We start from the raw sequence: 26168 nt of genomic DNA on the forward strand, positions 1-26168 counted from the left end.
GGTTGGCATCCTGGACCAGCGTGCTGTCGGCATTACTGCCCGCCAGCAGGTGGCCGCTGCTCTGGATGCCACGCGCGGCGTTCAGGTGCACATCCCCGGCCGCCGCCAGCGTTCCGGACTGCGTTAACATCCCCTCGCGACTCTGCACGGCCAGTTGGCCACCGCTATACACTTTCCCGTGCGTCTCAATGTCACCTTTTGCCGCCAGTTGGATATCGCCGCCGGCCTGCGTGGCCGCATCCGGCGTATCAGACCGCCAGCTGAGCTTGCCTTCGCTGCTCACGGTGAGCGTTTTGCCCGCCCGGACCTGTCCGCCCTGATTACGTACGCCGACGCCGGCCTCGGTGCCAATCATGCGGATACTGCCGCTGTACATGCCGCCCATCTGTCCCATGTCGATGGCAAGCTTTGGTCTGGTACTGCCGTCGTCCGAAAGCGGTGTCGCGGTTTTACCGTCCGCACTCACGCGGTTACGACCGGCCACCACCGACACGCCTTCTTTAGCCCAGACGCCGGCGTTGACTTCCACCGCGCGCGCCAGAATGTCGACGTACTCGGTATCATGACGGGCATCGCCGTTGAGTCCACCACCCTCGATGCGCACCACGCCGCGCTCAACCTGGTAGCCCGCCAGGCTGCCGTCGGCGTTCAGTTGCGGCTTGCCAGTGGTCAGGGTCATGCGCCCGGCGTTGATGGTGCCGCAGCCGTTGCAGACAATGCCGGCGGGGTTGGCCACAATCACCTGCGCCTTGCCGCCGGCCACTTCCATAAAACCGCGCAGCTGGCTGGGATTGTTGCTGTTGACTTCGTTGAGGATGACGCGCGCCGGCGCGGAATTGGGATTGAGGTTAGGGTTACCCTGGATCATCCCGGCCATCTGGGTCGAGGTCATCACCGCCGAGTTGTTGAGGATGGCGCCTTTGGCGTCGACATCGAACTGCTGATACTGGTTATGTGAGACCCCAGCCTGGTTGGGGGCGGTGATGTTGACCTGCGGCAAGCCGTTCTGGGTATTGATGACCTCCGGCCGCTGGGAAGGATTGGCACCGCCGTCCGCGACAATGCCGTCTGCCATGACGGGGCCGGCGAACATGAGCAGCCCCAGCAGCCACACTGACCGACGCACGGTGACCCACAGACGACTCCCAGCCGTTATTCCTGAACCGATGCGCTGCCCCGGTTCGCTGCTGCAGCTGCGAGCCAGTTCGGACACCACCCGCAGCTCCCCGTGGGTGCGGCTGAAGATAAGGCGATAGCAATGTTTGTTCATGGGTCACATCCGTGAGAAAAGTCAGTCCGTTTAGATCGGTGTCAGCAATGCTGCCGGTATCGCGATGTTCAGATTTCCAGATTTACGCTAAAACCCGCGGTCGCGCCGGAGGTATGGAACCCCGCGGGCTTGTACAGCGGCACGCCGGCAAACAGGTCGTAGCTGAATCGCCCCCACAGCGCACCGCGCACACCGAGCGCACTGCCCGCCAACTGATGACCCACCAGGTAGCGGGTGCCCGGGCCGTCCACCCGGCCGTAGTCGGCAGCCAGGTACAGTTCGTGCCCGCGAGAAAACATATTCCAGGCGATTTCGTTGCGCCACAGCAGCCCTTTTTCGCCGGACAGCATCTGCTCGCCGTCAAAGCCGCGCACCGTGTAACGCCCGCCAATGGCCATCCGCTCCTGCGGCGTCAACGCATTCGGGCTCCACTGGCCCCGCACGCTGGTGTATACCCGCCAGGGCTGCTCGCCCCAGGTGAAAGGCAGGTTGATACCCAGGTCGCCGAGCAACATGCCGGTACGCGCACTGCCTTCGTGACGCGATTCTTCCGGCGCAGGCAGGGCATTGAATGCGCCGGTGCCGCGGCGCCAGCTGATATTGGCGTCCAGCGTAGTGGTGCCGAAATAGCTGCGCTGATTCAGCCCCAGCTCCCAGCCGGCGGTCCGACGTTTTTGCGACGCAATATCAACGTCGTCCACGGCGTTAGTGGAATGTTTGCGGTAGCCGCGCAGGTTGAGCGTGGTCTTGTGCGACTGGTCGCGGTAGAGCAATCGGGAGACGGTCAACTGAATGTTGTCGCTCTTGCCGCTATAGCGCAGCACCTCGTTGGCGTTGGGGATGTTCTGATGGTAGGTGTAGTCGTTGTAGTTGGCCGAGAAGGCCCAATACCCCACCGGGAAGAGGTAATTCAGCGTATGTGAACGATTGCCGAACGGCCCGTGCTGAAACACATCCTTGCCGATGTTGGCGTAGAAAAGATCGTTTTGCGCAAACGGCGCATCGAGTGCCAGGGTGGCCGAACCGAGATAGCGCCCGGTACTTTTGGAGCCGCTGTCGTCCAGCCCCAGACTGAGCCGCACCGGCCGCCCCTCGTGCCAGTTGACCTGCAGGTCACTGGTGGCCTCCTGGGCACCGGGCACGATTTTAATGTCGGCATTGGCGCTGGGCACTCGTCTGAAGTTCTCCAGCCCCTGTTCGATATCACGCAGGTTGAGGATATCGCCGCGCGAGGCCGGAATAGCGTTCCACAGCCGCCCACGCCAGGAGACCGGCTCCTCAAAGCGGATGTCACCAATACGCCCCGGCTGCAACGTCAGCGTCAACACGCCGCTGGTCAGGTCCTGCTCCTGCGCCATCACCCGCGTGGTGACATAGCCTTTGGCCAGTATGGCATTCTGTACTTTATTGATGGCAAGCATAATGCCCTGGCTACCCAGACAGCGGCCTTTGGCATCTGCTGCGGCGTCCAGCGCCCACTGAAAGCGGTCGGCCGCTTCCCCGACCAGGGTGAGCCGGTTGATGGTGAAGCAGGGGGACTCATTAACCGGGTAATCCGGCAGCACAGCCTCGGGACGGGAAAGGCGCGCATCGGCCTGCGGGGCATTTTGCTGTTGCAGAGCGCGCTCACGCTCCTGCTGGCGCTGTTGCTCACGGACATCAATAGCGGAAGCGGCCTGCTCCGGGGCGTCGGAGGGCGTGGCGGCCATGCCCGGGAAAGTGCCGGTGAAAAGAACACCCGCGAGAACGTGGCTCAACGCCTTCGCTCTTGATTTGTGCGAAAGAAAAATCCTTTTCATGAAAATCCATTTCATAAAGTGTAAAGGTATGTAATTTGGCGCATTATCCGCCAGAAAGCTCGAAAAGCAAGCAAATTATGTTCGGGGGAGATGAAGTTCTCTATGTTGTCTGCTGGATCACATCAAACTTGCCCTACGGCCAGAAGAGAGAGCTTAATAATGTGTCTTTAGTGCGACGAGAATACGCCAAGTAAAATGGGTTGGGTTTCCAACAACGAGTTCAGAAAGAAGAGGGGAAGTGAAGGCGGTTATGTTTTCTTACGGTAACAGTTCAGTACCAGCCCCCTCCCATTCCAGTAAAAAATAATTTTCAATGCATTAGGTGAAATGTTACGGGAAAGAATAGCCCGCCAGAGAGGGGGCGTTTCGGTGAATCGGCCTATGCCTTTATCGATTCTCGGGGGTAACAGGGGTTACATAGGTTACAGATATGATTTAAAAGGGAAAAATGTGTTACCCCGGCGAGAATGGTTGGGGTAACAACGGGTAACAGGATAAAACGACGCCGATATTGTTACCCCTGTTACCCCAAACCAAATAAAAAGGGTAACAGATTTTCTCCAGTGATTACAACGTTGTAACCCCTGTTACCTCTGTTACCCCTTAATAATAAGACTCGCGTAAACCCCTACCCTAAGACGTCACTGGTGAAGACATACAGCTTCTTGACGCCCATCTCTGGCGGGCGGGTGGCCGTTTGCATTTTGCCGTCCTTGGCCGGAACCAGAAAACCGGCTTCCGCACACAGCCTTGCCACCTTCCGCGCATCGTAGCCCTTGCAGATTTCCTTCCAGCCGGACGGCATCACATAGAACGTCGTCACCGCCTCCACCTGCCGGGCATGGTTGCCTTTCTCCACCTTGCGCCAGCCCACCATGTTGCCGGGGCGGTTCATCTCGTTATGCCAGTCGGCAAAGCGGCTGAACTGCCCGGCCGTGAAGAAGGTGCGCACCTGCTCCAGCGCGGCAATGTCTTCCTGATTGGCGCTGTGACCCCGGTCAGCCAGCCATGCGCGCATACAGGTCTGGGTTGCCCGCAGTGCTTCCCCCTCCGGCCAGCCGGTGATGCCGAGTCGCGTCGCCAGCTCCCCGGCCATGGCAACCAGCGCAAAGCGGTTGATGGCCCGTCCGACCTGATTACCGGCGTTATCCGGCATCAGTAGTTGGGTGTACTCCTTCATCAGCGCCTTGGCGCTGGCCGTCATGCCGTTCAGGTCGGCGGTGAGGGCTTTCAGCCAGGCGCGGAACGGCGTGCCGTACACCGTCGCGGTGGCAACTTCAAAATGTTCCGCCAGCGCCTTACCGCTGTCGAACCCATGCAGGCTTTCAAATACGCCGTATTTACCGGAGTCACTCGGTATCTGGAGCATCCGCACTTCCATCCCGGCAAACGTCCGTTCGCCGGCGCGGGCGGCGTGCTCGGTAAGCGACAGTTCCCCGGTAGAGAAGAACAACAGCCGCCACTGCTTGCGGGCGCGTAACTCGCCGTCGGTGCCTGCCCGCCCCTTGCCTTGGCCGTTCGCCAGCATATAGGCGATGTTTCCGGCCTCGCGGCCGTCCACCTCCCGGATTTCATCGAGCATCATCGCCGCGTCGTTACGGCGGCTGGCGGTGCCTTCCAGCGCATTACCGGTGGAGCGCCACGTGTGCCAGTAATCCGGGCCGCCGCACACTGAGGTGGCCGCCTTCATGGTGGTGGTCTTGCCATCGGTGGATTCGCCCTTGAGGTGATAACCGCCGCCGTCCATTCCCACCAGTCGCAGCAGCGGCGCGGCAAACGCCAGACTGACCGCAAAGGCCACGCGGGAGTTGCCGACACAGTACCGGCCAATCTGCTCCTGCCAGTCGTTCAGCGTCCCGGCCACGCGAAAATCTTTGCCCTGCACGCTGGCGGTTTGCAGAATCACCGCTTCCGCACCGTCGCCGATCACCTCGTCCTGCAACACATACACATCGCCGTGCCAGCCGGTTTTGTTCACGCAGGTGACTTTGCGCTCCGGCTTGCACAGGGAGATGTACTCCATCAGCCGGGCGCGGGCCTCGCCAGTGGTGCTGATGTACGACAGGCCGTTGACCAGCAGGATACGGCGCAGCTCTTCGCCGCTGCCGCTCAGCATCTCCATTGGCATCGCCCATTTACGCGGCTGACCGTAGGTGTCCTCCCATTCCAGCAAACGGCCAAAGTTGCCGCCGTCGGCATCGCAGGTGATGGCCGTCACCCGCAACGGGTTGCTGATTTTGATGTTGCGGATTTCGGTGTCGCCGTCCGACTTCTGCACCTGCTTGTCGAACCACAGGTATTCCTGCGTCAGCCGAAAGCCCTGCGGCAGTTTCACCGCCGACTTACCCAGTTGCACCAGTTCTTCGTTAAATGCCTCCTTGGCGCGTGCCGGGCCGTTCTCCTGCATAAAGTCGTTCCAGTCCGCCTTATGGCGGGTTGGTGGCAGCGTGACGCAGCCGTTGACGGCCTTGGCGGCTTTCTCCGCCCAGACCTTGCCGGTGTTCTCTTTGCCGTCGTAGAAGTCATTGTCTGCGGCGATGACTATACGGGCCTGCGGCCAGCGGGCGTGCACCGCCTGCGCCACGTTCGGCAGATTGCTGGCCGAGATGGCGGCCACCACCCAGCCTGTGGCGAGCTGGGCGGCCGTCAGCGCGGTGGCGTAACCTTCGGTGATAATCACCTGCGTCGGCGGCGCGTCGCTCTGTGGGGGCGCACTGAGGGCGATAAACGCCCCCTTTTGCACCGTCCCCGGCAACAGTCGCTTATCACCCAGCGGAGAAATCAACTGCGCACCCGTCACGGCGCCGTCGATGTCCGTCAGCGACAGCAGCAACGACCCCGGCGGAAAGTCCACGCCGCCGCTCTTGCGGGCCGTGGTGGTCAGCGGCTGCGGCAGGCTGGCAAACCCCTTGCCGGTAAGATACTCGCTTTGCCCCGTCGTGCAGGCGGCCAGCCACTGCGCTACCGTGTCGGCCACCGCCGGTGCCGGTTTGGCGGCTTCTCTTCTGGCGGGCTTGGGTGGCTGTTGCTGCACCTGACTCAGTTGCAGCACGTCGGCCACTTCGTTGACGGCCTGACCGAGGCTGAGGCCGTTGACCTTCGCCACCAGGTCCAGTCCGTCGCCGTGTGTGCAGTGCGTGCAAATCCAGCGGCCGTCGCCGTTCTTGTCGTCCATGCGAAACGGCTTGGTGCCGCCGCACGACGGGCAGGGGCCGTGCTGACCGTGAGGGGGTACCGTGACCCCCAGCAGCGGAAAAATAACGTCCCAGCGGCCGCGGGCGGCCTGTTTGGTCTGTTCTAACTTGGTCATTGCGCCCCCTTAATGCAGCGTCGGTGCCGGATGGCCGGATGTGACCGCCACGCCGCACAGCTCCCCCATGATGTTGCAGCCTTGCGCCGTGAGCTGCGGTGCCGCCAGCAGAATGTCCGGGGCCACCATATCGCCCAGCAACGAGCAGGCAATCGCCATGCCTTCGTCAACGCCGTGCAGCTTCACAAACAGCGCTTCGATGTCGCTGGCAATCAGCATCTGCAGGCTGTCCAGCGTGTGGGGAAGCGTCATGCCCTGCGCCGCACAGGCGGCGAGATAGGCCTCGGCCACCGCGCGACGAAACAGCGCGGTGCGCACTTCCAGTGGAATGCAGGAGGCAGAACCGTTATCCAGCGTCATGCGACCACCTCCCCGTTAATTGCGGCGCACTGTGCCTGAACGAAGGCCAAATCCTCCGACAGATAAGCCACCATAGCGGCCATTTCCTGCGTGGTGATACCGGTCGGGAACGGCGCTGATGCGGCCTGCCCGGCGAACAACATATCCAGCAGCGAACACGCCTGCTTGGCGCGATTAAGTTTTTCAAAGGCGTCTTCGGTCATGCCGTAAGACAGGTAGCGGCAGGATGGCGGCAACAGCGTGCCCTGAGCTGATGATTGCCCATGTGATGAAGTCATGATTTTTGTCCGTCAGAATCGAAAATGAAGCGTGATAAACCGCGTTACAAGAAGCGGGAATAATGGGTGTCGTCGTGCTCCGATGTCGGCCGTCGCGTCTCCCACTGGCGGCTGTAGACCACCTTTACAGACGGGTGCAGCCGGAGCGGCGACTGACCGGCGGCAGACCGGGGAGCAAGGTTGCGCGGCGCATCAGCGATTTTGCTGTACACCTCGGTGAACCACGGTAGCGGCATGGAGGTCATGTTGCCGGACAGGTCATACTCAAATACCACTTCATAGGCGAACTCCGGGTTGTTACGGGCCGTTGTCTCATCGGCGCGATACAGGCTCAGGATACGCACCGTTCTGCCTTCCTGATGGCGATAGCGCTCGCCGCGCTGGGGAAACTCACGCATGGCAGTCTCCCTGTGGCAGGCGACCGGCGAACAGGAGTACGTAGTCACCGGCCAACTGGCGGCGGGCGCTGCGTTCGTCACCGGCGGTAATGCGCAACATCACCGGGCGGATTTTGCGCTGGGTGCGGTTGATTGCGGCAAAGATGTAGGTACACTTTGATGTAGCCATAGCGTTGCTCTCAATTTACGTGAATGGTGAGGCTCTGGCAGTGTTGCCGCACTGTTCAGAGCCGTTGTGTTTAATACGCACGCCGTGATAGTGTACGTACATAACAGTGATGATACTAAGAGGTTATGTACGTACATGTCAACTGCAAAACGAGACAAAAGTCCTAAAGGCGAAGGTTTTTCTCCGACTTTTCAAATTAGAATCCCGGCAGACCTAAGAGAACAGCTAAACACTGAAGCAGCCAAAGACGAGATGAGCCTCGGAAACTGGTTCAAAGAATTAGCCAGAAACGAATTAAAACGCCGTGGTATTGAGCCGAAAGGTTAAATAGTTAAATAGGCGGCGAGCTTGTCGCTTATTTTATTTCATTCAATGCAGTCCTTTTCTTATCTCTTTTGCTCTTACTCTTCCTTTTTCATATTCCTGTCGTGAATTTTTTTCCTGCTCGTCACGCCAATCGTAATAGTCAGCAGCCCGCCAGCGTGACATTCTCCCTAACTTAATAGGACGAGGAAAACGTTCTTGAGAAATAAGACGGTAGATCCATTTATCGCTTAGAAGACAATCGGCTGTTATGAACTTCATATCAATCAATGCATCCAAAGGCGGGCGCTGTACATTCACATATTCTGATGCAAAAGCCATCTGTAATTCTCCGTATATTCAAGTCAACTAACCTCAACACGGAGAATTTAATCATATTATTTAAGCACGAAAAACATGACTAAAGGATCTATCGAAAATCGCCTTTAGTCACCACATTTGTTACTGAAATGTTAACCCATCTTTTCTCATGCTTTTCCGTAAAAGATTAACGATCGTGTCATAACTCAATGGCGGCATCCCCTTCTCTGGCCAGAAATCCCTCGCGTGAAGAAAAAGATAGTCCGCTATTGCGGTAGGGCTTTCTCTTCTTAAATTCATATCTCGGTGATACAAAGCAACGATGGCCATGAGGACTTCAACTCGAGGTACTGCATGTTTCTGTTTCTGAGCCTCCGATTGAGCTTGATAATTCTTCTCAGACTTCTGAGGTTTCTGTTGCTTTGCAACTTCTCTTAAGAAAAAACCTATTTGTTTTTTTGTAATCCATAATGTATCCAACAAATAGTAATTTTCTCTCTCATCATAGTTAACAAATAATCTTACAGGAAAATCAAGATTGGAATTGCCAGATGGGAAAAAATACTCCGGCCATTCATCTGGCTGACCTTCATGCTTAACTAGATGTTCTTTATACTCATCATTGATGGCAAAAAATCCTTTTATATAACAAGTCAAAAAACCATTTTCATCATACTTGTCCTGTTCAGGATGAAGCCTTAATGTACAACTCTCAGATAAAACATAATAACCACCCTCATCTTTATTTAATGATTTAATCTCAGTAAGCAATTGCTCATTTTCAATGTCTGAATCAAGTCCATTAGATACCTCAAGTTCATCATCATAGAACTCCATACAAAGTTCTATCCCTTTTTTAAACGAAAACCAAAGTATATCTTTTACATCACAACCGATAATCTCAGCAGCTTCCGTTAATTGATAAGAATCACGCAAAAGATAATCTGTATTCTTTATTTTAAAAGGAGTCATTTAAAAATCTACATCCATCCCAGATAAATAATCAGCATACCACTGCATCATTTTCCTACGTCCATCTAGATATTGCGCGTGGTTATAAGCTCCCCGAATTGCATTCTTATCTACATGTGCCAGTTGCATTTCAATCCAAGTGGAGTCGTAACCTTGCTCATGCAGGATAGTGCTCATAGTATGTCTAAAACCATGACCGGTAAGCCTACCTTTATACCCCAGAAGTTCAATAACCTGATTAATACTTTCCTTGCTAATCGGTTTACGTGGATCGTTCCTACCAACAAATACAAGTGGATAATGGCCGGTGATTGGCTTGAGTTGCTTTAGCAAGGATATGGCCTGCCTAGATAAGGGCACTTTATGAGGGCGACGCATTTTCATATGTTCGGCCGGAACTTCCCACATTGCTTTATCAAGATCAATATCTTCCCAACGAGCAAAACGCAACTCCTGAGTCCTGACTCCAGTATACATTATTAAATAGGTGGCGCTCTTAGTGATGATGCTACCTGTATACCCTGCTAAATCTTTCATAAACTCAGGCAGCTCTTGCGCTGTCAAGAATGGGAGATGTTGTTTCTTATGCACGGCTAAAGCACCAGCTAAATCAGGGGCAGGATTATACTCTGCACGACCAGTAATAATCGCATAGCGAAATACTTCACCACAACGTTGACGCACTTTGCGCATTTTCTCCAGTGCACCACGCTTTTCCATTCGTTTGAGAGTTTCCAACAACTCTAGTGGTTTAATTTCTGCAATAGGTCGTAACCCGATATAGGGGAAAATGTCCTTTTCGAAGGTATCAATGATTTCATCGCGGTAACGCAGTGACCAACGATCAGCTTTAGCTTTGTGCCACTCACGAGCGATCGATTCAAAGGTGTTTTCCGCCGCTATTTTTTTCGCCTGCTTTTCCGCCTTTTTTACCGCACTGGGATCATTCCCCTCAGCAAGAACTTTCCTTGCTTCATCTCTTTTCTGGCGCGCCACTGCTAGGGATATATCAGGGTAGACTCCTATCGATAACAGCTTTTCTCGCCCCATAACGCGGTACTTCAAGCGCCAGTAACGAGAGCCATTAGTATTAACCAATAGGTATAGACCGCCACCATCAGCGAGCTTGTAGGGTTTATCTTGGGGTTTGGCTGTACGCACCTTTACGTCAGTCAAAGGCATTACGTCTCCTTCTGGGGGTATCAATTTTCAGGGGTACTTTTCAACCCCCAAAAACACCCCTAAACGGGGGTAGATTTGAGTAGACATAGGTTGACACCAGAAGAGATAAACTTCAAGTTAACCATTGGTTTTAAATGAAAAATATAGACTTTAATTGACCTAAAGAGATGTGTTTTGGCGGAAGATCACAGGAGTCGAACCTGCCCAGGACCGCTGGCGGCCCCAACCGGATTTGAAGTCCGGCCGCCCCACCGGGGACGAGGATCTTCCTTGGGGAAGAGAGGAAGCAAGGCGCTGATTATAGCGCAGTTTGTGCGCTGCGCTAAGCGGGAAATCGTGCGGCCGCCGGCGATTCGGCGGCCGGGGAGCGCTACTTCAGGAAATCCTTCACGTCCAGCAGGATGAACTCGTTGTCATCCGCCATATTGGGCTGGCGGCTGGAGGAGAACGGGAAGTTGTTGTCGTTGCCGATGATGATGTGGTTGGCGTCCACCACGTCCACGTTCTCGATGGTGAAGAACGGGAAAGTCAGCACGCCGTCGTTCAGCGGCTTGCGCGCCAGCTTGTTCGGATCCTGAATGTTCATCAGGTCGATATAGCCCAGTTTCTCGACCGGTTTGCCGACGTTGGCGTCCGAGAAAGCGATTTTATACACCCGCTTGAACTTGGCCACCTGGCTGAAGCAGTTGTCGGTCGGCGCACCGGCGGCGCAGGCTTTATCCGGCGTGCCTTCGCCGTTGTCGCGCTCGATCACCAACCCGTGGGTGGCGTCGATCATGTTGAAGTCGCCGATGGCATTCTGGTTGTCTTCCAGCACGTACTGCCAGCTGCGACCGGTCCAGGCCTGCTGTTTCACGTCGAACTCCAGCACCCGCAGATAGCGTTTGCCGCCGACGTTCTCGAACTGCTCGCCGTCCCACAGCGCCCCTTCCAGCAGCGGGTACAGCTTGCTGCCGTCCGGCGAGGCGGCCATGCCTTCAAAGCCTTTGGAGCGTGCCACCTGGAAGTTCTGCTTGCCGTCCGGCGCGCCCGGCAGGGTCAGCGTCGGGTTGTCCGGCGATTTCACTACCTTGCCGTCCACCAGGGTGTCGAACACCGCCAGCACTTTGCCGTTCAGGTCGGCCTTGATCAGGTAAGGGCCGAATTCTTCGCCGATCCATAAGGCATCGTCGGCAAACTGGAAGCTTTCCGGGTCGAAATCGCTGCCGGTCAGATAGCGCTGCTCGGTGCTTTCGTTGATGATGTGGAACGGCACTTTTTTATCCGGATCGTGCAGGAACACCGTCTTCAGCGGCGCGACCGTGCCGTCTTTGAAATCGATCTTGTAGTGGTTGAGATACAGCGTGGCGTCCGGCGAGTTGGCCTTACTGCCGAAGCCGTTGTCGGTCAGCACCCAGTAGGTGCCGTCGGGCATGTGTTTGATGCCGGAGTGGCCCTGCAGCGGCTGGCCGTCGATCGGCAGGCCGAGGCCGGTCAGGCGATCAGCGGATTTGCCCGCCACGCTGCCCAGCTCGGTGACACGTTTACCGCTGGTGTACTTGCCGCTCTGCTGCAGATCGCTCGGCGCGTCCTTCGGTGTGGATACGGCGGATTTCACCGGCAGCAGCGCATGCCCGGCCAGCGTCGCTTGCACCGGCTGCGCGTCGGCCCACAGGTTGGCGCTCAGCGCCATGCAGCCGACCAGCAGCGCCAGCCGGGTTTTGGTGTTGTGCATGTCATTGTCCCTTTTCGTTGTTATCGCCCAGAAGTAAAAGCAACGTCACTATAGGGAGCGGCAATGACAGAAATATTATTCCGCGAACGCCCGCCGGTAGCTGTGCGGATGGAAGCGCCAGGTGATGGCGATCAGCACCACCACCAGCAGCGCGTGGATCTGCCAGTCCAGCACGAAGCCGCCGCTGTAGTCGCGCAGCAGGCCGGAAAGGTAGGGCGTGACGCCCGCCAGCAGGAAGCCGACGCCCTGCATAAAGGCCACCAATCGCCCTGCCGCCGCCGGCTGGTGCAGGTGATCGAGCGCCAGCACCAGGCACAGCGGGAACGCGCCGCCCAGCCCCAGCCCGGAGAGCAACACCCACAGCCACGGCAGCGTCTGCGGCAGGTAAATCAGGCCGATAAAGCCGATCAGTTGCATCATCAGCGCCAGCAGCAGCAGCGGCCGCCGGTCATTATTGCGCGCCAGCGCCGGCAGCAGCAGCGCGCCCACCACCTGGCCGAAGGTCATCAGCGCCAGCAGCGAACCGCTGGCCTGCGGCTGCCAACCGAGCTGCATGTAATACGGCGGCAGCCACGCAATCAGGCTGGTATAGCCGCCGTTGATCAGGCCGAAATAGGCGCCGAGCAGCCAGGCGCGCCGGTTGCGCAGCAGGCCTGGCCCGCGGTTTTCACCCGCCGCGCTCAGGCGAGACAACCCGCGGCTGACCGGCCACCAGGCCAGCAGCGCCACCAGCGCCGGCAATGCCCACCAGGCCAGCGCGCTGTGCCAGTCGTGCCCCGCACTCATCAACCACGGGGTGATCGCCGCGCCCAGCCCGCCGCCGCCCATCAGCGCCGCCGACCACAGCCCGGCCACCAGCGCCATGCTTTTGAGGAAATGATGCTTGATGATGCCGGGCATCACCGCCTGGATCACCCCGATGCCGAGCCCGCCCAGCACCGCGCTCATCAGCAGCTGCACGCTGCCGGGGGCCAGCTCGCGCCAAAGCGCGCCCAGCCCGATCGCCAGCAGGCTCAATGCTACGGCACCGCGTTCGCTGAACAGCCGGTTGATGGCGCCACCCGCCAACGCCATCAGGCCCATCATCAGCACCGGCAGCGTGGTCAGCAGCGCCGCGCCGCCAAAGCTCAGCCCGGTGGCCTGGCGCAGCGTCGGCAGCAACGGGCCAATCGAGGTCAACAGCGGCCGCATGTTCAGGCCGATCAACACCAGCGCCAGCAGCAGGGCATTGAACCAGCGGCGCGAAGAGGATGAATTAACAGAATGATTTAACACGGTATATTCCTGGTACTGCAAAATGAAGAGTGCGGTGTCACAGCGCGATCGCCGCAGCGTTGCGTTACTGTAGGCAACGCCGCTAGTATTGGGAAATTAAATAATAAAATAGCCAACAGTGGGAAAATGAATCGCTACCCGATGTTCAATCCGCAGCTGCTGCTCAGCTTCGTCGCCGTATGCGACAGCAACAGCTTCACCCGTGCCGCAGAGCGGGTGTTTTTGTCGCAGTCCACCGTCAGCCAGCAGGTGCGCCGGCTGGAAGAGATGCTGGGCAAGCCGCTGTTTGAGCGCTCCTCGCATCAGGTGCTGCTGACCGAAGAAGGCGTGAAGCTGTTGAGCTACGCACGCCGCATCATCGCGCTGAATGAAGAAGCCCACGACGCGCTGACCGGCATCTGGCGCGACGGCGTGCTGCGGATCGGCATGCCGGAAGATTTCGCCGTGCCCACCACCGAGCTGCTGGCCGACTTCAGCCGTGAGCACCCGCACCTGCGGCTGGACGTCGCCAGCGGCCTGAGCGCCGATCTGCACAGCGCCTACGCGCGTGAAGAGCTGGATCTGATCCTGGTGAAGCAGCGCCGCCGGCAACCGCCGCGCGCCGCGCGGCCGGAACCGCTGCTGTGGCTGGACAGCCTGGCCTTCCCGGCCATTGAGCAATCGCCGGTGCCGCTGGCGGTATTTCCGCTCAGCGGCCTGTACCGCGACGAGCTGTGCCAGGCGCTGGACAACCTCGGCAAACGCTGGCGCATCGGCTACAGCAGCGCCAGCCTGGCGGCGCTGACCGCCGCTTCCGCCGCCGGGCTGGGCGTTACCCTGCTGCCGGCCGGCTGCCGTCTGCCCACGCATCGGGTGTTGGGCGAAGCCGAAGGATTACCGCCGATAGACAGCTTCGAACTGGCGCTCTACTACCGCGACGGCGCTCCCGCCGCCACGCTGGCGCTGGCCCAGCGGCTGGCGGTGTTTTGCGGGTTGAAATAAACGCCGGCAGACGCCGATCATTACCAAATCGAATAGTCACCAGTGGCAAATGTCGCTGCCAACCGGCCGGTTCCTCTCCTAAATTGGGGGATGTTTCACCCCTCACCTCTGGATTAAGGAACCGAACGTGGAAAACCCTCAACAACCGGGCCGCAGAGCCTTCCTCAGCCAAACCGGCAAACTCACCACCGCCTGCGCGGTGATCGGCCTGACGGGCGGCATGGCGCAGGCCGCGTCACCGGGCGACGGGCAGTGCGCACCGGCACCGATGACCCTGACCGATCGCCACTACTGCCTGAGTGAGGTGCGGCTGGAAGACGGTTTTGAATACGACGGCGAAACGGTGATCGGCACCCGCACCGCGCTGTACACACTGGAGATCAAAGACGGCAAAATCGCCGCCATTCACGCCGCCAACGCCTCCCTGCCCGCCGGCGTGCCCCGCTATCAGGCGCAGGGCCAGCTGCTGCTGCCGGCGTTCCGCGACATGCACATCCACCTGGACAAAACCTTCTACAGCGGCCCGTGGCAGGCGCCGCGCCCGCGTCAGGGCAAGACCATCATGGACATGATCGCGCTGGAGCAGACGCTGATACCGAAACTGCTGCCCACCTCGCAGCAGCGGGCGGAAAACCTGATCGCCCTGCTGCAGTCCAAGGGCAGCACCGTGGCGCGCAGCCACTGCAATATCGATCCGGTCAGCGGCCTGAAAAGCCTGGAGCACCTGCAGCGCGCGCTGGAAAACCACCGGGCGGATTTCAGCTGTGAAATCGTCGCCTTCCCGCAGCACGGCCTGCTGCACTCCAGGGTCGATGCGCTGATGCGCGAAGCGATGCAGATGGGCGTGCAGTACGTCGGCGGGCTCGATCCGACCAACGTCGACGGCGCGATGGAGAAATCGCTGGACGCCATGTTCCAGATCGCCCTTGATACCGGAAAAGGCGTAGATATCCACCTGCATGAAACCAGCCCGGCCGGGGTCGCCGCCATCAACTACATGATCGCCACCGTGGAGCAAAACCCGGCGCTGCGCGGCAAGGTCACCATCAGCCACGCTTTCGCCCTGACCACGCTGACGCCGGGCGAACTGGCGGAAACCGCCACCCGGCTGGCGGCGCAGCAGATCACCATCGCCTCCACGGTGCCGATCGGCGGCCTGATGATGCCGCTGCCACAGCTCAGTGAGAAAGGGGTGTTCGTGATGACCGGCACCGACAGCGTAATCGACCACTGGTCGCCGTTCGGCACCGGCGACATCCTGGAGAAGGCTAACCTGTATGCCCAGCTGTACCGCGGTTCCGACGAGTATCACCTGTCGCGCGCCATGGCCATCTCCACCGGCGGCGTGCTGCCGCTGGACGATAAGGGGCAGCGCACCTGGCCGAAAGCCGGCGATGCCGCCGAGTTCGTGCTGGTCAACGCCAGCTGCTCTGCCGAGGCGGTCGCCCGTCTGCCGGCGCGCAACGCCACCTTCCATCAGGGGCGTCTGGTGGCCGGCCAGGTGAGCAAAACCTAAGGTCGGTCCGCCGTTGTCATCATGATGGCCGTTTTTGGCCTTCTGCCAGAGTCAGTAGCGGCGCAAGATGGTCGCTACACACACTGGCGGAGGGCCGAAAATGTCACAGAGCGCGTTATTAATCATCGATGTCCAGCAATCATTCCAGCACCGTCCATTCTGGCAGGAGGACGATCTGCCGGCGTTTCAACAGGCGCTGACCCGCCTGATCGCGGGCTGCCAACAACGCGGCGCAGCGCTGGTCGACGTGCTGCACGTTTCGCCGCAGGGGCCTTTCTCGCTGGCTTCAGGCCATGTGCAGCGCCTGCCGTTCCTCACCCACCAGGCGGATATCACCGTGCACAAGCATGTGCACAATGCGCTGACCGAATCCGGCCTCGACGCCTGGCTGCGCGCGCGGGATATCAACCATCTGATCGTCTCCGGCATCCGCACCGAGCAGTGCTGCGAGACCACCACCCGGATGGCGTCCGATCTCGGTTATCGGGTGACTTTCGTCACCGAGGCGACGCTGACCTTCCCGATGCGCCATCCCGACGGCGAAGTCTTTACCCCCGCGCAGTTGAAACGGCATACTGAAACCGTACTGGTCGATCGTTTTGCCCGCATCGCCAGCGTGGATGAGGCGCTGGCGCAACTCGCACAGGAGTAACCATGTCGCAGGCCGTCTATTTTCTGCTGTTGCCCAACGTGTTGTCGCTGGACGTCAGCGGCCCGGCGGAAACCCTGCGCCTCGCCGGGCAGTTCACCCTGCGTTATCTCAGCCCGGCGCCGCAGATCGTCTGCTCCATCGGCATGACGCTGAGCGGCCTGCAGTCGTTGCCCGAGCGCCTGGAAGACGGCGCCATCCTGGTGCTGCCGGGCGTCGGCGATTCGCAGCGCTATTTCGCCGGGGAAGAGGCCGAGCAGGCGCGCCGCTGGCTGGCGACGCTGCGGCCCGACCTGCAGCGGCAGCGCATCACCCTGGTGTGCATCTGTTCCGGCGCGCTGCTGGCGGCGCAGGCCGGGCTGCTCGACGGCTATCAGTGCACTACCCACCACGACGTCATCGAACGTATCCGCCGGCAGGCGCCGGCGGCGCAGGTGAAAGAGAACCGTATCTTCGTCGAAGATCGCGGCGTCTACACCAGCGCGGGCATCACCACCGGCATCGATTTGGCGCTGCACCTGGTCCACCGCCACTACGGTTCCGGCCGGGCGCGCGACGTCGCCCGCGATATGGTGGTCTATTTCCGCCGCGCCGGGGACGATCCGCAGCTGTCGCCCTGGCTGCGCTACCGCAACCACCTGCACCCGGCGGTGCACCGCGCGCAGGACGTGATGGCCGCCGAGCCGGAGGCCGACTGGTCGGTGCCGCAGATAGCGGAGAAGGCGCACGTCAGCAGCCGCCACCTGGCGCGGCTGTTTCGCAGCCACGTCGGCATCAGCGTGCGGGAATATCATGAGCAGCTGCGGCTGGCGGTGGCGCAACAGCGCCTGCAGCAAGGGTATGGCTTGGAGAAGGCCGCGCTGGCGGCCGGTTTTTCTTCCGGGCGGCAGCTGCGCCGCGCCCAGCAGCGCCAGCACTCGCCGCTATGACACCAGCCGGCGGGTATCCAGCCGCTGCAGGCCGACAGACAGCAGCAGGCTGAGCCCCAGCGCCACGCCGAACACCCAGAAGATATCCAGCAGCGGGTGGCCGGTGAAGTCCAGGTGCCGGCTGCGCATCACGTTGACGATCAGGGCGTGAAAACCGTAGGTCGCCAGCGAATGGCGGGAGAACGCGCTCAGCCAGCCGATCGGCTGCGGCAAACAGTGTTTCACCCATACCAGCAGCGCCACCGCCGCCATAAACACCAGCGGGCCACTGTAGATGTAGTAGGTATCGGCGAAGTTGCCGTTGATGAACAATTGGTGTTTGGTGCCGCGAGCGATCAGCGCCACGCACAGCGCAAATCCCAATGCCGCCAGCCAGCCCACGGCGCGCCCGCGCGCCTCCATCATGCCAATCGCCCGCCCGGCCAGCGCATACAGCAGGTAGTAGAAGGTATCGCCGTAGATATACAGGTTAACCGGCAGCAGGTGCGCGTTGCCGAAGGTCAGCTTGTCGGTATTCGGGTTGGCGATCACCGCCAACACCACCAGCGCGGCGGCCAGGGCGTAGCGCGACACCGGTTTGACGCTGATCAGCGGAGACAGCAGGTAAATCACCGCGATGGCGTAGAAAAACCACAGATGATAGAACACCGGCTTTTGCAACATGCCGCGCAGCGATGGCCAGAAACCGATCTTGGTAAAGGCCGCGATATAGATCAGCGCGATGGCGCTGTAGAACAGAATGCAGCAGATGATGCGGGTGAAATGCCGGCGGCCGGCGCTCTTTTCGCCGAAGAACAGGTAGCCGGAAATCATAAAGAACAGCGGCACCGATACGCGCGACAGCGAGTTCAGCACGTTGGCGATATCCCAGTTGTGCAGCCCTATCGCCGCGCCGTTGGTGACGTAATAGGTGGTGGCGTGGATCATCACCACCATCATGCACGCCATCGCCCGCAGGTTGTCTATCCAGCCGATTTTCTCGCTCAAACGCTCGCCCGATCTTGTGTCATATTGATATGTTAAGAAGAGGTTATCGGGCACGGCGTTCGGCGACAACCCAAAAGCGAAATATCAGAATGCACTTAAACAACACCTTATGATTGCGAAGGTGAACAATTGGCGGCAAAATAGCCGCCATAACTCGCTCAGTTTGCGCTTCCCGCCCTGGCAGTTCCTTTTTCTCTTTTACTATCAGTACAATAATATGAAAACGACATTACCACCTGCGGCACGTTTGGGCCGACAGGCGCTTTTATTCCCTCTTTGTCTGGTGCTGTTCGAGTTCGCCACCTATATCGGCAACGATATGATTCAGCCGGGCATGCTGGCCGTCGTGGCGGATTTCAACGCCGGCGAAGAGTGGGTGCCTACCTCGATGACCGCCTATCTGGCCGGCGGCATCTTCCTGCAGTGGCTACTCGGGCCGCTGTCGGATCGCCGCGGCCGTCGCCCGGTGATGCTGGCCGGGGTGGCGTTCTTTATCGTCGCCTGCCTGGCGATCCTGCTGGTCACCACCATCGAACAGTTCATCGCCATGCGTTTCCTGCAGGGCATAGGCCTGTGCTTTATCGGCGCCGTCGGCTACGCCACCATTCAGGAGTCGTTTGAAGAATCGGTGTGCATCAAAATCACCGCGCTGATGGCCAACGTGGCGCTGATCGCCCCGCTGCTCGGGCCGCTGGCCGGCGCGGCGCTGATCCACGTCGCGCCGTGGCAGAGCATGTTCGTGCTGTTCGCCGCGCTGGCGGCCATCGCCTTCTACGGCCTGTGGAAAGCGATGCCGGAAACCGCCACGCTGCAGGGCGAGGCGTTTTCCGCCGCCAACCTGTGGCGCGACTACCGCCAGGTGCTGGGCAACCGCCGCTTCCTGTGCGGCGCGCTGGCGATCGGTTTCGCCAGCCTGCCGCTGCTGGCCTGGATCGCCCAGTCGCCGGTGATCCTGATCAGCGGTGAGTCGCTGTCGACGCTGGACTACGGCCTGCTGCAAATCCCGGTGTTCGGCGCGCTGATCCTCGGCAACCTGACGCTGGCGCGCCTGACCGGCAAAAACAGCGTAGAGCGTTTGATTAAGCTGGGCGCAGGCCCAATGCTGTTGGGGCTGCTGATCGCCGCGCTGGCGACCCAGTTCTCCAGCCACGCCTACCTGTGGATGACCGCCGGCCTGAGCCTGTACGCCTTCGGCATTGGCCTCGCCAACGCCGGGCTGTATCGCCTGACGCTGTTCTCCAGCAACGTCAGCAAGGGCACGGTGTCAGCCACCATGGGCATGCTGAGCATGATGGTGTTCACCGTCGGCATCGAACTGGCCAAGGTCGCCTACGTCTGGGGCGGCAGCGGGCTGTTCAACCTGTTCAACCTCATCAGCGGCCTGTGCTGGCTGACGCTGGTGGCGCTGTTCCTCGGCAAACGCCGCAACGGCGACCCCACGCCGCAGCCGACCGGCGCGGCTTAAATGCCACGATAAAACGCCGGTCCGGTTTCCCGACCGGCGTTTTTTATGCGGCTTCAGCCGAGCAGCCCCCACAGCGCATACCCCGCTCCCACTACCGCCACCCCCAACAGCAGCGACGCCGACAGGACAGAGATCGCCCGCCGCGCGTGCTGCAGCGCCATTCCCGACAGCAGGGTGATATAGATCAGCAAGATGGCGAAGTCCGCCAGCACCCACAGCGCGGTCAGCAGCGTCAGGCTGGCGCCGATCGAGGGGGTGACGGCGATGAACTGCGGGAAAAAGGCGACGAAGAAGACAATGTCTTTGGGGTTGGCGATGCCCACCAGAAAACCGTTCAGGATCGCCGAGCGTTTTTGCGGCGGCGCAACGGGCTGCGCATCGGGGGTTCGCGCGGATAAATCCTCATACAGCGAGACGATCGCCATACGGCCGATAAACAGGCAACCCAGCAGACCTACCCACTGCAGCATGCGCATATCCACGGCGAACAGCCCGGTGATAATCAGCGCGGCGATGCCGATCAGCAACAAGGAGGCCCCGTTGCTGCCCAGCGCGGTCAACAGCGCACGCCGGGCGCCAAAGCGCGCGGCGGTGTTGGCCACCATCGCCACCACCGGCCCCGGCGTGGCGATCAGCAACAAAATGGCGGCGAAATACGCCGCCAGTAACGACAGGTTCATCTTTATTTCACTCACATTCAGTCAGTTGGCGTCGCGCCATTATCATGCCGCCGCCCCCGCCTTGAAAAAGGAGTAATCCTGTCGTTTACTGTGAATCAGACTCATTATTAGAGACGCCGCGATGGCCAGTTCCCTTCCGCCGCTTTACGCCCTGCGCGCCTTCGAAAGCGCCGCCCGCACCGGCTCGTTCACGCTGGCCGCCGAGGAGCTGCATCTCACCCCGAGCGCGGTCAGCAAGCACATCAAAACGCTGGAGCAGCACTTCGGCTGCCGGCTGTTCCAGCGCAACGGCCCGCGTATCGAGGTCACGCCGCAGGGGAAAATCTTCGCCGCCGAGCTGCAGCAAGGGTTTGGCCGCATCGAGCAAGCCTGCGAGCTGTTCAGAAGCCACCGCGATCTGCTGCGGCTGAAGGCGCCTTCCACCCTGACCATGCGCTGGCTGCTGGACTGCCTGAGCCGGTTCCGGCAAACGGCGCAGGCGTTCGACGTGCAGGCAGCCAGCGTCTGGATGGACATCGACAGCGTGGATTTTTTCAGCGAACCCTACGACTGCGCCATCCTGCTCGGCAACGGCCATTTCGGCGCCAATACCGCCGCCGCCAAGCTGTTCGACGAATGGCTAATCCCGATTTGCGCCCCCGCGCTGCTCGCCGACGGGCAGCGCGATCTCGCCGCCTGCCCGCTGATCCACCCTTCGCCCGATCGGCGCGACTGGCGGCGCTGGCTGCAAAAAAGCGGCATAGCGGCCCCGTTCGATCTTGCACGCGGCCAGGTATTTGATTCGCTGGAACAGGGCAACGCCGCAGCCATCGCCGGGCACGGTGTCTCGATCGGCGATCTGGCGCTGAGCCTGCGAACCATTGAGGAGGGGTTATTGGCGCTGCCTTGTGACACCGCCGTGCGCACCGGCGACGGTTACTATCTGGTTTGGCCGGCGGAGTCGGCGAAACGGCCGCTGATCGAACGCTTACAGGCGTTTCTCACCGCCCAAACGCCCGACGTCAGCCGGGCCGCCGTCAGGTTTATCGGCTAGGGGAATTCGGCCTATCGCTCTTCGCGGGTATGCCAAATACGCAGAACATAAATCGCTGCCGGCTGCACCTGGTAACGTATCTCATAGCGGTCGACCAGAATACGCCTCACTTCCTGCGGTAAAAACTCGTCCAACCTTTCACCCAAGCGAGGATTATCAAGCAACGCTTTAGGCGCGGCGACCAAAGCCTTCACCGAATTCGCTGCCGCAGTACGGTTAGCCAAGGCAAGAAACTCAAACAAACGCGCCAAATCCGATAGCGCCTTACTCGTCCATTTTAACTCCATCAGCGCGGTACCGGCAGCGGATCGTCACTGTCCAGGCTGGCAGCCCAGGCTTCTACCGACTCATGATCGATAACGTTTTGCTGTTCGACATCGGCCAGCGCCGCCAGCGTTAATCGACGACGCTCTTCCTCTTGCTCAAGCCAGGCGGCGAGGGCTTGCTTCACTATCCATCCCCGTGAGCGGTCAAGTTTGGCGGCCATTTCATCCACCTTTTCAGCCAAAGGCAGCGGCACATGAGCGGTGATGACTTTCGTATTCATCGTCTTGCTCCTCAATACAATCGACATCAATCAAAGTGATTAAAGCTGATTATACCGCCATCAGAGAACAAAAAACACGCAATCAGTTGCCGAACAACCCGCCGTCGCGCAGCAGATGCTCGTTACCCTTGCGGCGGGTAAAACCGCTGCGATCGAAGAACTCCAGCACCTGGATCGCCAGCTTGCGCCCGACGCCGAGCCGATCGCGGAAGTCGGCGGCGTTGGCGCCGCCACGCTCCGCATCCAGCTCGCGGATCAGCGCCGCGAACTGATCGATGCGTCGGCTGAGGTAGTAGCGGTCCACCACCACCGCCGTCACATGGCCCAGCTGAGCCGCCTTGCGCAGCAGCGCCCGTACCCGGCTCTCTTCCTCGCCCAACTCGCTCGCCAGATCGCGCACCCACCACGGCTCGTCGCCGAACAGCGGTTCGATGCGCGCCCACAGCGGCGCCTCTTCGGCGCTGAATGCCAGACCGTGTTCCGGCAGATACAGCCAGCCGCGCGTATTGCGCAGCGCACCGGCCTTCAACAGCCGATCGATCATCATAAACACCAACGCTTCCGGCTGCTGAGGCAGCGCCATGCGCCGCAGGCGGGCGCGCCCTAACCCCAGCTGGTCGGCGTGCTGTTGGTGGTACTCCGCCAGCACCTGCAGCAGCCGGCTCTCCGCCTGTTGCACCTGATCCTGCGCGAGCGCCCGGTCACCGACGATCAGCAGATCGCGATCCGCCAGCAGTGCCGCCAGACCGTCGTCGGTCAACTGACGCGCCCAGGCGAACGCCGCCAGCGACAGCGCGCCCTGCGGCAGCTCAAGCGCCAGCACCTGCGCATCGTCTTGCGCCTGCGCCAGAGCCTGCAGCCATGCCAGGTAGTCCGGCTGGCGCTTGCCGCGCTTGGGCGCGCTCAGCCTGAGCACCCGGGCCGCGCCCAGCGTTTGCCGTGCGCCGATGTCGCGCAGCACCAGCCGATCGTTTTCCGCCAGCCACAGCGGGCGATCGAGGATCAGTTCCGCCAACCCGTCGTTCAGCAGCGAAATGCGCCCGGTGATGTGGCTGGCGGCATGGTGCAGATGCAGCGGCTGCCAATGGCGGATCGGCCGATCCGCTTCCAGCGCCACCAGAATGCGTTCCGCCGCCTCCGGCGGACGCTGCGCCAGCAGCCAGTCGCCGCGCGCGATCCGGTCTTTATCGACATCGCCGCTGATGTTCAACGCAATGCGTTGCCCGGCCTGCGCCTGCTCCACGGTCTGATTTTGGGCGTGCAGGCCACGCACCCGCACCGGCGCGTCGGCGCCGGTCAGCCACAGCGAATCCCCCACCTGCACCCGGCCACCGAGCGCGGTGCCGGTCACCACCAGCCCCGCCCCTTTGACGCTGAACGCACGGTCTACCGCCAGGCGAAAACGGCGCGTCAGCGCGTGCTCGCCGGAGGGCAGCGCCAGCAAATGCGCGCGCAGCGCCTCGATGCCTTCCCCCGCCGCCGCCGCGGTAACAAACAGCGGCGCATCGGGCCAGCCCTGGCGCACCAGTTCGTCGCGCACCTGACGGCGTACCTCGTCGACACGCGCCGCGTCCACCCGGTCGGCCTTGGTCAACGCCACCGTCAGCGCCGGGCGCCCGCTCAGGCGCAGGATCGCCAAATGCTCGCGGGTTTGCGCCATCACGCCGTCGTCGCAGGCCACCACCAGCAATGCATGGTCGATACCGCCGACGCCCGCCAGCATATTGGCGAGGAATTTCTCGTGGCCGGGCACGTCGATAAAGCCCAGCACCCGGCCGTCCGGCTGCGGCCAGTAGGCGTACCCCAGATCGATGGTCATGCCGCGGCGCTTTTCTTCCGGCAGGCGATCCGCGTTGATCCCCGAGATCGCCTGCAGCAGGGTGGTTTTGCCATGATCGACATGGCCGGCGGTGGCGATGATCATGAGGCGCTCAGCGCTTCGATCAGCGCCCCTTCCTGTTCCAGACAGCGCAGATCCAGCCACAGCCGGCCGTCGCCGAGGCGGCCGATCACCGGCTGCGGCAGGCGGCGCCAGCGTTCAGCCAACGCCTCCAGCGTGGCGCCGCGGCCGTCGCGCGGGGTGAAGGTCAGCGCATAGCTGGGCAGGCGATCCACCGGCAGTGAACCGCTGCCAATCTGCGACCAGCACGGTTCGGCACGCAGCTCGAAATCGGCGGTGAACCGTGGCGTCAGCGCCGCCAGCATCCGCTCGGCCGCCTGTTGCATCTCCTGCTGCGGGCGGGTCAGCAGCCGCAGCGTCGGCAGCTGCTCAGCCAGTTTTTCCGGCTGCAGATAGAGCCGCAGCGTGGCCTCCAGGGCCGCCAGCGTCAGCTTGCCGACGCGCAGCGCGCGTTTGAGCGGATGCTGCTGCAGGCGAGCGATCAGCGCCTTTTTGCCGACGATGATGCCGGCCTGCGGGCCGCCCAGCAGCTTATCGCCGGAGAACGTCACCAGATCGACGCCGGCGGCCAGCAGCCGCTGCGGCATCGGTTCGGCAGGCAGGCCGTACTGCGCCATGTCGATCAGCGAGCCGCTGCCCAGATCGGTGGCGGTCGGCACGCCCTGTTCGGCCCCGAGCTGCGCCAGTTCGGCCTCGCCGACCGCCGCGGTAAAGCCCTGAATGCTGTAGTTGCTGGTGTGCACCTTCATCAACAGGCCGGTCTGCTCGTTGATGGCCTGGCGGTAATCTTTCAGATGGGTGCGGTTGGTGGTGCCGACCTCCACCAGTTGGCAGCCCGCCTGGCGCATCACGTCGGGTATGCGGAACGCGCCGCCGATCTCCACCAGCTCGCCGCGCGACACCACCACCTCTTTGCCGGGGGCGATCGCCGCCAGCATCAGCAGCACCGCCGCCGCGTTGTTATTGACGATGCAGGCGTCCTCCGCACCGGTCAGCCGGCACAGCAGACTCGCCACCGCCCGATCGCGATGGCCGCGCCCGGCACCGTCCAGATCGTACTCCAGCGTCACCGCCTCCCCCATCACCGCGCTTACCGCGTCCTTCACCGGCTGCGCCAGCAGGGCGCGCCCGAGGTTGGTGTGCAGCACGGTGCCGCTGAGGTTGAACACCGGCAGCAAAGCCGGGCGTTGCTGCCGGGCCAGCTCCGCCCGCAGCGCCTGCGGCCAGTCGCCGCACCAGTCCGGTAAACGTTGCTGTTGCTTGATAGCGTCGCGCGCCTGGGCCTGCAGCCGGCGCAGCAATTCGCCGATCAGCGTCGGGCCATGCTGCGCCACCAGCGGTTCAATCGCGGGTTCACGCAGCAGACGGTCGATGGCGGGCAGTTGGCTGTAAAGAAGGTGGGATTCTGTGCTCATGGTCGCTCGGTTTTCAGTTTAGACGTATCGGCATAGCAAAACCCCGCCGCGGCGGGGAGAAAAGGAAGTTTAGGGCGGCGCAGTGCGGGCGAAGCTTTCGCGGGCGAACAGGCGTTCGGCCAGCTTGACCAGCGCCGGGCGCTCGACGCACCAGTTGGGCAGGATGCGGCGGAAATTGAGGTAGCCCAGCGCGCAGCCGGTGGCGATATCCGCCAGCGTCAGCCGCTCGGCATTGAGCCACGTTTTTTCCCGCGCCAGCGCCTCCAGCGCATCCAACCCCTGCGTCAGTTTGTCACGCTGGCGCAGCATCCAGTTTTCGTCCTGTTTTTCCGGCGCGCGCCGGCTTTCGCGAAACAGGGTCGCTGCCGCTTCGGTCACGCCGTCCGCCAGCGCCGCCACCTGGCGGACGCGCAACGCGGCGGCGCGATCGGCCGGCAAGAACGCCGGTTCCACCGCCAGCAGCTCAAGGTATTCGGCCACCACCGGCGAGTCGTAAAACACCTCGCCGTCATCGGCGATCAGCACCGGCACCTTGGCGAGCGGGTTCAGCTCCTTCACCCGGCTGCCGGGCTCATACGGCGGATCGTTGACGAATTCGAACGCGATCCCCTTCTCCAGCAGCATCACGGAAATCTTGCGCACAAAGGGACTGGTGTAACTGCCGATAAGCTTCATCCGTTCTCCTCCGCTTCGTCCTGGCCGCGGCGCGGCGCCC

General features: G+C 61.0%; 26 protein-coding genes and 1 tRNA gene. 7 read left to right on the plus strand and 20 right to left on the minus strand.

Going from position 1 to position 26168, the window contains the following annotated elements; all coding sequences use genetic code 11:
- From WCL58_RS21220 to WCL58_RS21250, 7 genes are all read right to left on the minus strand, one after another.
- Positions 1–1270, minus strand: a 1270-nt coding sequence (locus WCL58_RS21220) for a two-partner secretion domain-containing protein (RefSeq protein ID WP_336851569.1), incomplete at its 3' end; no start/stop codon positions are given.
- A gap of 68 nt (positions 1271–1338) precedes the next feature.
- Positions 1339–3069 (minus strand): ShlB/FhaC/HecB family hemolysin secretion/activation protein, encoded by a 1731-nt coding sequence (locus WCL58_RS21225; RefSeq protein WP_336851570.1) that lies wholly within the window; start codon positions 3067–3069, stop codon positions 1339–1341.
- Between the two features lie 628 nt (positions 3070–3697).
- On the minus strand, positions 3698–6379 hold the full coding sequence (locus tag WCL58_RS21230; protein ID WP_336851571.1) for a DUF927 domain-containing protein: 2682 nt from the start codon (positions 6377–6379) through the stop codon (positions 3698–3700).
- A 9-nt stretch (positions 6380–6388) separates the two neighbouring features.
- Complete coding sequence (locus WCL58_RS21235; protein ID WP_336851572.1) at positions 6389–6739, minus strand: DUF5375 family protein; 351 nt, start codon at positions 6737–6739, stop codon at positions 6389–6391.
- The gene (locus tag WCL58_RS21240) at positions 6736–7017 is read right to left on the minus strand and encodes a hypothetical protein (protein WP_164053483.1); all 282 of its coding nucleotides are present in this window, start codon (positions 7015–7017) and stop codon (positions 6736–6738) included. The genes WCL58_RS21235 and WCL58_RS21240 overlap by 4 nt, the downstream gene beginning before the upstream one ends.
- A 44-nt stretch (positions 7018–7061) precedes the next feature.
- Positions 7062–7415 carry a hypothetical protein gene (locus WCL58_RS21245; RefSeq protein WP_336851573.1) on the minus strand — a complete coding sequence of 118 codons (354 nt, stop codon included), beginning with the start codon at positions 7413–7415 and terminating at the stop codon, positions 7062–7064.
- The gene (locus WCL58_RS21250; RefSeq protein ID WP_336851574.1) at positions 7408–7584 is read right to left on the minus strand and encodes a host cell division inhibitor Icd-like protein; all 177 of its coding nucleotides are present in this window, start codon (positions 7582–7584) and stop codon (positions 7408–7410) included. The genes WCL58_RS21245 and WCL58_RS21250 overlap by 8 nt, the downstream gene beginning before the upstream one ends.
- A gap of 135 nt (positions 7585–7719) precedes the next feature.
- Between WCL58_RS21250 and WCL58_RS21255 the strand changes: the two genes are divergently transcribed.
- Entirely contained in the window at positions 7720–7911 is a 192-nt protein-coding gene (locus WCL58_RS21255) for a toxin-antitoxin system HicB family antitoxin (RefSeq protein WP_336851575.1), read from the plus strand.
- A 42-nt stretch (positions 7912–7953) separates the two neighbouring features.
- Here WCL58_RS21255 and WCL58_RS21260 read toward each other — a convergent pair whose 3' ends face one another.
- From WCL58_RS21260 to WCL58_RS21285, 6 genes are all read right to left on the minus strand, one after another.
- Entirely contained in the window at positions 7954–8229 is a 276-nt protein-coding gene (locus WCL58_RS21260) for a helix-turn-helix transcriptional regulator (RefSeq protein ID WP_089181507.1), read from the minus strand.
- Positions 8230–8349: 120 nt separating this feature from the next.
- Entirely contained in the window at positions 8350–9180 is an 831-nt protein-coding gene (locus WCL58_RS21265; protein ID WP_336851576.1) for a hypothetical protein, read from the minus strand.
- Positions 9181–10362 carry a tyrosine-type recombinase/integrase gene (locus WCL58_RS21270; protein ID WP_336851577.1) on the minus strand — a complete coding sequence of 394 codons (1182 nt, stop codon included), beginning with the start codon at positions 10360–10362 and terminating at the stop codon, positions 9181–9183.
- Between the two features lie 175 nt (positions 10363–10537).
- Positions 10538–10632 (minus strand) — tRNA-Sec (locus tag WCL58_RS21275).
- A gap of 100 nt (positions 10633–10732) precedes the next feature.
- Entirely contained in the window at positions 10733–12076 is a 1344-nt protein-coding gene (locus tag WCL58_RS21280) for an esterase-like activity of phytase family protein (RefSeq protein ID WP_336851578.1), read from the minus strand.
- Between the two features lie 75 nt (positions 12077–12151).
- Positions 12152–13267: a cyanate transporter gene (locus tag WCL58_RS21285; RefSeq protein WP_336851595.1), complete on the minus strand. Its 1116-nt coding sequence runs from the start codon at positions 13265–13267 to the stop codon at positions 12152–12154.
- Between the two features lie 210 nt (positions 13268–13477).
- On the opposite strand from WCL58_RS21285, the gene WCL58_RS21290 reads away from it, so the two are divergent.
- The 4 genes from WCL58_RS21290 to WCL58_RS21305 all read left to right on the plus strand — a co-directional run bounded on the left by WCL58_RS21290 (position 13478) and on the right by WCL58_RS21305 (position 17426).
- Positions 13478–14332: a LysR family transcriptional regulator gene (locus WCL58_RS21290; protein ID WP_041037265.1), complete on the plus strand. Its 855-nt coding sequence runs from the start codon at positions 13478–13480 to the stop codon at positions 14330–14332.
- Between the two features lie 127 nt (positions 14333–14459).
- Positions 14460–15848 carry an amidohydrolase family protein gene (locus WCL58_RS21295; RefSeq protein WP_336851579.1) on the plus strand — a complete coding sequence of 463 codons (1389 nt, stop codon included), beginning with the start codon at positions 14460–14462 and terminating at the stop codon, positions 15846–15848.
- A gap of 100 nt (positions 15849–15948) precedes the next feature.
- Positions 15949–16500: an isochorismatase family protein gene (locus tag WCL58_RS21300; RefSeq protein WP_197769445.1), complete on the plus strand. Its 552-nt coding sequence runs from the start codon at positions 15949–15951 to the stop codon at positions 16498–16500.
- Positions 16501–16502: 2 nt separating this feature from the next.
- Complete coding sequence (locus WCL58_RS21305; RefSeq protein ID WP_336851580.1) at positions 16503–17426, plus strand: GlxA family transcriptional regulator; 924 nt, start codon at positions 16503–16505, stop codon at positions 17424–17426.
- On the opposite strand, the gene WCL58_RS21310 is transcribed toward WCL58_RS21305, so the two are convergent.
- Positions 17421–18413, minus strand: a complete 993-nt coding sequence (locus tag WCL58_RS21310; protein WP_336851581.1) for an acyltransferase — start codon at positions 18411–18413, stop codon at positions 17421–17423. The genes WCL58_RS21305 and WCL58_RS21310 overlap by 6 nt on opposite strands.
- Before the next feature lie 217 nt (positions 18414–18630).
- Between WCL58_RS21310 and WCL58_RS21315 the strand changes: the two genes are divergently transcribed.
- Positions 18631–19878 carry an MFS transporter gene (locus WCL58_RS21315; RefSeq protein WP_038875940.1) on the plus strand — a complete coding sequence of 416 codons (1248 nt, stop codon included), beginning with the start codon at positions 18631–18633 and terminating at the stop codon, positions 19876–19878.
- Between the two features lie 53 nt (positions 19879–19931).
- On the opposite strand, the gene WCL58_RS21320 is transcribed toward WCL58_RS21315, so the two are convergent.
- Positions 19932–20558 (minus strand): LysE family translocator, encoded by a 627-nt coding sequence (locus WCL58_RS21320; RefSeq protein WP_336851582.1) that lies wholly within the window; start codon positions 20556–20558, stop codon positions 19932–19934.
- 121 nt (positions 20559–20679) lie between these two features.
- On the opposite strand from WCL58_RS21320, the gene WCL58_RS21325 reads away from it, so the two are divergent.
- On the plus strand, positions 20680–21591 hold the full coding sequence (locus tag WCL58_RS21325; RefSeq protein WP_180547965.1) for a LysR family transcriptional regulator: 912 nt from the start codon (positions 20680–20682) through the stop codon (positions 21589–21591).
- Between the two features lie 11 nt (positions 21592–21602).
- Here the strand turns inward: WCL58_RS21325 and WCL58_RS21330 are convergent, their stop codons facing one another.
- The 5 genes from WCL58_RS21330 to WCL58_RS21350 form a co-directional block, all read right to left on the minus strand.
- Positions 21603–21878 carry a type II toxin-antitoxin system RelE/ParE family toxin gene (locus tag WCL58_RS21330; protein ID WP_336851583.1) on the minus strand — a complete coding sequence of 92 codons (276 nt, stop codon included), beginning with the start codon at positions 21876–21878 and terminating at the stop codon, positions 21603–21605.
- Positions 21878–22138 carry a CopG family ribbon-helix-helix protein gene (locus WCL58_RS21335; protein ID WP_041037283.1) on the minus strand — a complete coding sequence of 87 codons (261 nt, stop codon included), beginning with the start codon at positions 22136–22138 and terminating at the stop codon, positions 21878–21880. The genes WCL58_RS21330 and WCL58_RS21335 overlap by 1 nt, the downstream gene beginning before the upstream one ends.
- An 82-nt stretch (positions 22139–22220) precedes the next feature.
- Complete coding sequence (selB, locus tag WCL58_RS21340; protein ID WP_336851584.1) at positions 22221–24062, minus strand: selenocysteine-specific translation elongation factor; 1842 nt, start codon at positions 24060–24062, stop codon at positions 22221–22223.
- Positions 24059–25453, minus strand: a complete 1395-nt coding sequence (selA, locus tag WCL58_RS21345; protein WP_336851585.1) for an L-seryl-tRNA(Sec) selenium transferase — start codon at positions 25451–25453, stop codon at positions 24059–24061. The genes selB and selA overlap by 4 nt, the downstream gene beginning before the upstream one ends.
- A gap of 69 nt (positions 25454–25522) precedes the next feature.
- A complete protein-coding gene (locus tag WCL58_RS21350; RefSeq protein WP_336851586.1) occupies positions 25523–26128 on the minus strand; it encodes a glutathione S-transferase in 606 nt (201 codons plus the stop codon).
- Positions 26129–26168 lie beyond the last annotated feature (40 nt).

Origin of the sequence: Serratia sp. TMDUHS_CL (assembly GCF_037137105.1) — a bacterium.
Lineage (GTDB): Bacteria > Pseudomonadota > Gammaproteobacteria > Enterobacterales > Enterobacteriaceae > Serratia > Serratia nevei.